8 protein-coding genes are annotated in these 5,724 nt (G+C 63.1%); 7 read left to right on the forward strand and 1 reads right to left on the reverse strand.

All coding sequences use genetic code 11. The features are described 5' to 3' along the window. From EN742_RS21680 to tgt, 3 genes are all read left to right on the forward strand, one after another. A partial coding sequence (locus EN742_RS21680; protein ID WP_189375506.1) for an S-adenosylmethionine:tRNA ribosyltransferase-isomerase occupies positions 1-361 on the forward strand: 361 nt, incomplete at its 5' end. Next, positions 351-620, forward strand: coding sequence for a hypothetical protein (locus tag EN742_RS21685; protein WP_126054735.1), 270 nt, complete (start codon positions 351-353; stop codon positions 618-620). The genes EN742_RS21680 and EN742_RS21685, both read left to right, overlap by 11 nt. Beyond that, a complete protein-coding gene (tgt, locus tag EN742_RS21690; RefSeq protein WP_127405800.1) occupies positions 613-1,743 on the forward strand; it encodes a tRNA guanosine(34) transglycosylase Tgt in 1,131 nt (376 codons plus the stop codon). The genes EN742_RS21685 and tgt overlap by 8 nt, the downstream gene beginning before the upstream one ends. 5 nt (positions 1,744-1,748) lie before the next feature. On the opposite strand, the gene EN742_RS21695 is transcribed toward tgt, so the two are convergent. Next, complete coding sequence (locus tag EN742_RS21695) at positions 1,749-2,168, reverse strand: DUF4864 domain-containing protein (protein ID WP_127405801.1); 420 nt, start codon at positions 2,166-2,168, stop codon at positions 1,749-1,751. A gap of 220 nt (positions 2,169-2,388) precedes the next feature. On the opposite strand from EN742_RS21695, the gene EN742_RS21700 reads away from it, so the two are divergent. The 4 genes from EN742_RS21700 to EN742_RS21715 form a co-directional block, all read left to right on the forward strand. Further along, positions 2,389-2,625: an Lrp/AsnC family transcriptional regulator gene (locus EN742_RS21700; protein ID WP_126054733.1), complete on the forward strand. Its 237-nt coding sequence runs from the start codon at positions 2,389-2,391 to the stop codon at positions 2,623-2,625. 172 nt (positions 2,626-2,797) lie between these two features. Beyond that, on the forward strand, positions 2,798-4,210 hold the full coding sequence (locus tag EN742_RS21705) for a circularly permuted type 2 ATP-grasp protein (RefSeq protein WP_189363092.1): 1,413 nt from the start codon (positions 2,798-2,800) through the stop codon (positions 4,208-4,210). Between the two features lie 91 nt (positions 4,211-4,301). Continuing rightward, entirely contained in the window at positions 4,302-5,243 is a 942-nt protein-coding gene (locus EN742_RS21710) for an alpha-E domain-containing protein (RefSeq protein WP_126054731.1), read from the forward strand. Between the two features lie 30 nt (positions 5,244-5,273). Next, a partial coding sequence (locus tag EN742_RS21715) for a transglutaminase N-terminal domain-containing protein (RefSeq protein WP_281034983.1) occupies positions 5,274-5,724 on the forward strand: 451 nt, incomplete at its 3' end.

Consider the following 5,724-nt stretch of genomic DNA (forward strand, 5'->3'; position numbering starts at 1 on the left):
GGTCAGCGCCGAGACCGCTCAAGCACTCAACGAGGCCAAGGCGCGCGGAGCGCGGATCATCGCCGTCGGCACGACGTCGCTGCGCCTGCTGGAAAGCGCGGCCACGCCGGACGGCAGGCTCGCCGCCTGGTCGGGTCCGACCGATATCTTCATCACGCCCGGCTACCGTTTCCGGACGGCCGATCTCCTGATGACCAATTTCCATCTGCCGCGCTCGACGCTGTTCATGCTGGTCTCGGCCTTCAGCGGGCTGGAGACGATGCGCGCGGCCTATGCGCATGCCATCGACAGCGGCTACAGGTTCTACTCCTACGGAGACGCCAGCTTGCTTTACCGAGCGGAGACGAGCGATGGACGATGATCTGGAACACATGGACCGCGACGCTCTGGTCGCGGAGGTGAAGAAACTGCGCGCCGGCATTCGCACCCATCGCGACTCCACCGGCCACGATCTCTGCTGGCATCACCCCGACCTCTGGGCCCTGCTGCCGGAAAAGACCGAACCTGCCATCGCGGTGCCGCCCTGGGAAAAATTCATGCGCGGCTGCATCCGCTACCGGCAGTCGCTCGACGAGCAGGCACCCGGCGCGCCTGTGCACGACAAGGACTTCCATGGCTGAGGCTTTCACCTTCAAGCTGCTTGCCACCGACGGCAGGGCGCGGCGCGGCGTGATTTCGATGCCGCGCGGCGAGATCCGGACGCCGGCCTTCATGCCGGTCGGCACCGGTGGCACCGTGAAGACCATGTACATGGACCAGGTGCGCGGCGTCGGCGCCGACATCATCCTCGGCAACACCTATCATCTGATGCTGCGGCCGGGCGCCGAGCGCGTGGCGAAGCTCGGCGGCCTGCATGAATTCGCCCGCTGGCCGCATCCGATTCTCACCGACAGCGGCGGCTTCCAGGTGATGTCGCTGTCGAAGCTGAGAAAACTCTCGGAAAAGGGCGTCACCTTCCGCTCGCATATAGACGGCGCGCCCTACGAAATGTCGCCGGAGCGGTCGATCGAAATCCAGGGCCTGCTCGACTCAGACATCCAGATGCAGCTCGACGAATGCACGGCACTTCCAGCCAAGCCGAAGGAGATCGAGCGCGCGATGGAATTGTCTCTGCGCTGGGCCGAGCGCTGCAAGGCGGCCTTCGGCGACCAGCCGGGCAAGGCGATGTTCGGCATCGTCCAGGGCGGCGACAGCGCGGCCATGCGCGTGCGCTCCGCGCAGGCGCTGAAGGCCATGGACCTGAAAGGCTACGCCGTCGGCGGGCTGGCCGTCGGCGAGCCGCAGGCGGTGATGCTGGACATGCTCGACATCACCTGTCCGGAACTGCCTGCCGACCGGCCGCGCTACCTGATGGGCGTCGGCACGCCGGACGACATCTTGAAATCGGTGGCGCGCGGCATCGACATGTTCGATTGCGTGATGCCAACCCGCGCCGGCCGCCATGGCCTCGCCTATACGCGCCGCGGCAAGGTCAACCTGCGCAATGCCCGCCATGCCGACGATCCGCGGCCGCTGGACGAGGAGAGCGACTGCCCGGCCGCACGCGACTATTCGCGCGCCTACCTGCATCATCTGGTGCGTTCGCAGGAGTCGCTTGGCGCGATGCTGCTCACCTGGAACAATCTTTCCTACTATCAGAAATTGATGCAGGACATCCGCGCCACGATCGAAGCGCAGGCCTTCGATGCACGTGCCGCAGAGATCTCCGAAGGCTGGGCGCGGGGTGATATTCCGGTGCTCTGACCGGCTCAGGTGCTGAGCGACGTCGAGGCCCGCAGGCTGCAGCCGGTGATCTGGAAGCTACCGTCGGGCTGCTGCTCCAGCGTATACACCGCCTCGTAATCCTTGCCATCAGGCCCGACGATCATCACCTGCTGGATAATCGAGGTCGGACCGGTCTCCTCGACCTTGCCGAAGGCATAGCTCTGCGGCTTGCGCACCGGCGCGTAGCCGTTGGTCACCATGTTCATGAACATGTCGACCGTCGGGAAGACGCGTTTCACATTCGGCGCGGCGAAACTGTAGGCCCTGACGCCGTCATTCGCGATGAAGGCTTTCAACTGGCTGTCGATGACCGTCTGCGCCGCCTTGACCTCGGCGTCGCCTGCAAGCGCCGAGGACAGGAAAAGGAATGGAATGATTGCGAATGCGAATAACGAGCGGCGCATGCCTGCCTCCATTGTCCCCAGGGGAAATCGCAGTCCGAAGATGCATCCTAACATACGCATGGCGCCGCTTGGTGGTTTCAGCAAATCGCAGGCGCCGCGATTCGGCGATGCCGCCATGCTTGGTGCTCGTTGCTCGGCGCCTTTCGGCTGGTGCTTGAAAGCTGGGCGCCACTCTGCCAAAAGGGCCGCTTATTCGCGCAGAGGCTAGGCAGGACCGGCAATGAAGGCATTTTTCGTGCAGATTAAGTGCGATCTGGGCAAGGCCTATGAGGTTGCCGGCGCGCTTGCCGATGCCGAGATCGCCTCGGAAATCTACTCGACCGCCGGCAATTACGACCTGCTCGCCAAATTCTATGTCGAGGATGAGCAGGACGTCGGCCACTTCATCAACGAGAAGGTGCAGATTCTGCCCGGCATCAAGGACACCTTCACCATCGTCACTTTCCGCGCCTTCTGAGTCGCCCTTTGTCGTTTGCCCGGGCGCGAGGCAAAGCCTGACCCAGCCCCGTCGGCCCTGCCTCAATCTTAAGCAGTCCTGACATAACGACCGCCGGCATCCATCAAATCACCGATTGCGCTTGATTTTCTCCGACGACGCCAGTGAAATGGTGTCACAGGGGAGTACGCGATTGGCAGCGTTTGATGAAATGCTTCCGGAAGTTTCCGGACTGAGAAGACCATATTCGGCTTATGATCGCTGGCTGAAGGAGCAAGACCCGGCCAGGCTTACCCAGAAAATGCAGGACGCCGAGCGCGTCTTCCGCAAGACCGGCATCACCTTTGCCGTCTATGGCGAGCAGGAAGCCTCAGAACGGCTGATCCCCTTCGACATCGTCCCGCGCATCATCTCCGGCAATGAATGGCGCCGCCTGACGCAAGGCATCGAGCAGCGCGTCCAGGCGCTGAACGCGTTCCTCGACGACATCTACCACCGTCAGGAAATCCTGCGCGCCGGCCGCGTGCCCAGGGAACTGGTCGCCAAGAACGAGGCCTTCCTGCCGGAAATGATCGGGGTCAGGCCGCCGGCCGGCGTCTATACCCACATCATCGGCGTCGACATCGTGCGCATCTCGGAGAACGAGTTCTACGTTCTGGAGGACAATGCCCGCACGCCCTCCGGCGTCTCCTACATGCTGGAGAACCGCGAGACGATGATGCAGCTCTTCCCCGAGCTGTTCCAGCAGATCAAGGTGCGGCCGGTCGAAAACTATCCGCAGCTCTTACGCCAGTCGCTGGCCGCGGTGCGGCCAAAGGGCACCAAGGATGCGCCGACCATCGCCGTGCTGACGCCGGGCAGCTACAACTCCGCCTATTTCGAGCATGCCTTCCTCGCCGACCAGATGGGCGTGCAGCTGGTCGAGGGCCAGGACCTGCGCGTCGTCGACGGCCATGTCGCGATGCGCACGACGGAAGGCTACAAGCAGATCGACGTGCTCTACCGGCGCGTGGACGATTCTTTCCTCGATCCTCTCACCTTCCGCCCGGACTCGGCACTTGGCGTGCCCGGCATCATGGACGTCTACCGCGCCGGCAACATCACCATTGCCAATGCGCCGGGAACCGGCATCGCCGACGACAAGGCAATCTATTCCTACATGCCCGAGATCGTCGAGTTCTACACCGGCCGCAAGGCGATCCTCGGCAACATCCCGACCTGGCGCTGCTCCGAGGGGGACAGCCTGAAATATGTGCTGGAGCACATCAGCGAGCTGGTCATCAAGGAAGTGCACGGCTCCGGCGGCTACGGCATGCTGGTCGGGCCTGCGGCGACCAAGAAGGAGTGCCAGGACTTTGCCAAGAAGCTCGCGGCAAAGCCATCGAACTACATTGCCCAGCCGACGCTGGCGCTGTCGACCTGCCCGATCCTCACCGAGAAGGGCTTGTCGCCCCGCCATGTCGACCTCAGGCCCTATGTGCTGGTCTCCGACCGCATCCAGATCGTGCCCGGCGGCTTGACGCGCGTGGCCCTCAAAGAGGGCTCTCTGGTGGTCAATTCCTCGCAGGGCGGCGGTACCAAGGATACGTGGGTGCTGGATGATTGAGCTGGGCAGGGGGACGCAGCAATCATGAGACGCATTCTTCCCTACTCGCTACTCGCTATTCGCTATTCGCTCGACATCGGGGCAAATTGATATGCTTTTGGGCCGTACCGCCAACGGGCTCTACTGGATGAACCGCTACATTGAGCGGGCCGAAAACATGGCCCGCCTTGTCGATGCCGGCCTGCGCATGGCGCTCACCCGTACGCAGAATGCGTCCGAGGAGTGGAACTCGGTGCTGCTGAGCGCGGGCTCCGACATCGCCTTCAGCCAGAAGTACCAGGACTATACCGCTGCCAACGTTTCCGACTTCCTGCTGCGCGACACCTCGAACCCGTCGAGCACCATGTCCTCGATCGAGACCGCCCGCAACAATGCCCGCATGGTGCGCACTGCGCTGACGCGCGAGACCTGGGAAAGCATCAACGAGGCCTGGATGTCGCTGAAGCGCATGCTGGCCAGGCCCATCGACGAGCGCGACCTGCCGAACGTGCTCGACGCCATCAAGCGCGAGACAGCGCTGATCCGCGGTTCGTTCTACGGCACCATGCTGCGCAACGAGATCTTCGATTTCTCTCAGCTCGGCACCTATGTCGAGCGCGCCGACAACACGGCCCGCATCCTCGACGTCAAATACTACGTGCTGCTGCCGTCGATCTCCTGGGTCGGCTCAACGCTCGACAACTATCAGTGGGAATCGATCCTGCGCTCGGTGTCGGCGCATCGCTCCTACCGCTGGGTCTACGACGCCGACTACAAGCCGACCAACATCGCCGACTACCTGATCCTCAACGTGCGCATGCCGCGTTCACTGACCTTCTGCTACCGCTTCCTCGCCGAACACCTGAAATTCCTGGGCGACGACTATGGCGAGCGCCATGCCTGTCACGCCACGGCCGAAAAGACGCAGGCAATGCTGAGGGCGGGCTCAATCAAGGACATATTCGACGCCGGCCTGCACGAGTTCCTGGCCAATTTCATCCGCGACAACACCAGGCTCGGCGACGAGATCGCGCTGGATTACAAGTTCTATTGAGCATCAGGCTCGCAACCGGAAACTGACGCCATGCGGCTCAAGATCACCCATCGGACAGACTACCGCTACGATGCGCCGGTGCAGTATCTCTTGCAGCGGCTGCGGCTGCTGCCAGTCAGCGGCCACACACAGACCGTTCAGTCCTGGGCTTTGAAGATCGATGGCGCGCGCGAGGAGGTACGCTTCACCGACCATTTCGGCAACGACACCCGGCTTTTGAGCGTCGAAGGCGAGCCTCACGCCATCGCCATTGAAGCTTCGGGCGAGGTGGTGACGCGCGACACCACGGGCGTATCCGGTCAACACCAGGGTTTTGCGCCGCTCTGGCTGTTCGCGCAGGAGACGCCGCTGACCGCCGCCGGCGAAGGCATTCGCGAGCTTGCCGCCTCGGCGGGCAAGGGCACGGATATCGAGCGGCTTCATCGGCTGATGGGCACGATCGGTGAGCGTGTCGCCTACAAGCCTGGCGCCACCACTGTGA

This window comes from Mesorhizobium sp. M4A.F.Ca.ET.020.02.1.1 (genome assembly GCF_004022645.1).
Taxonomy (GTDB): Bacteria; Pseudomonadota; Alphaproteobacteria; order Rhizobiales; family Rhizobiaceae; genus Mesorhizobium.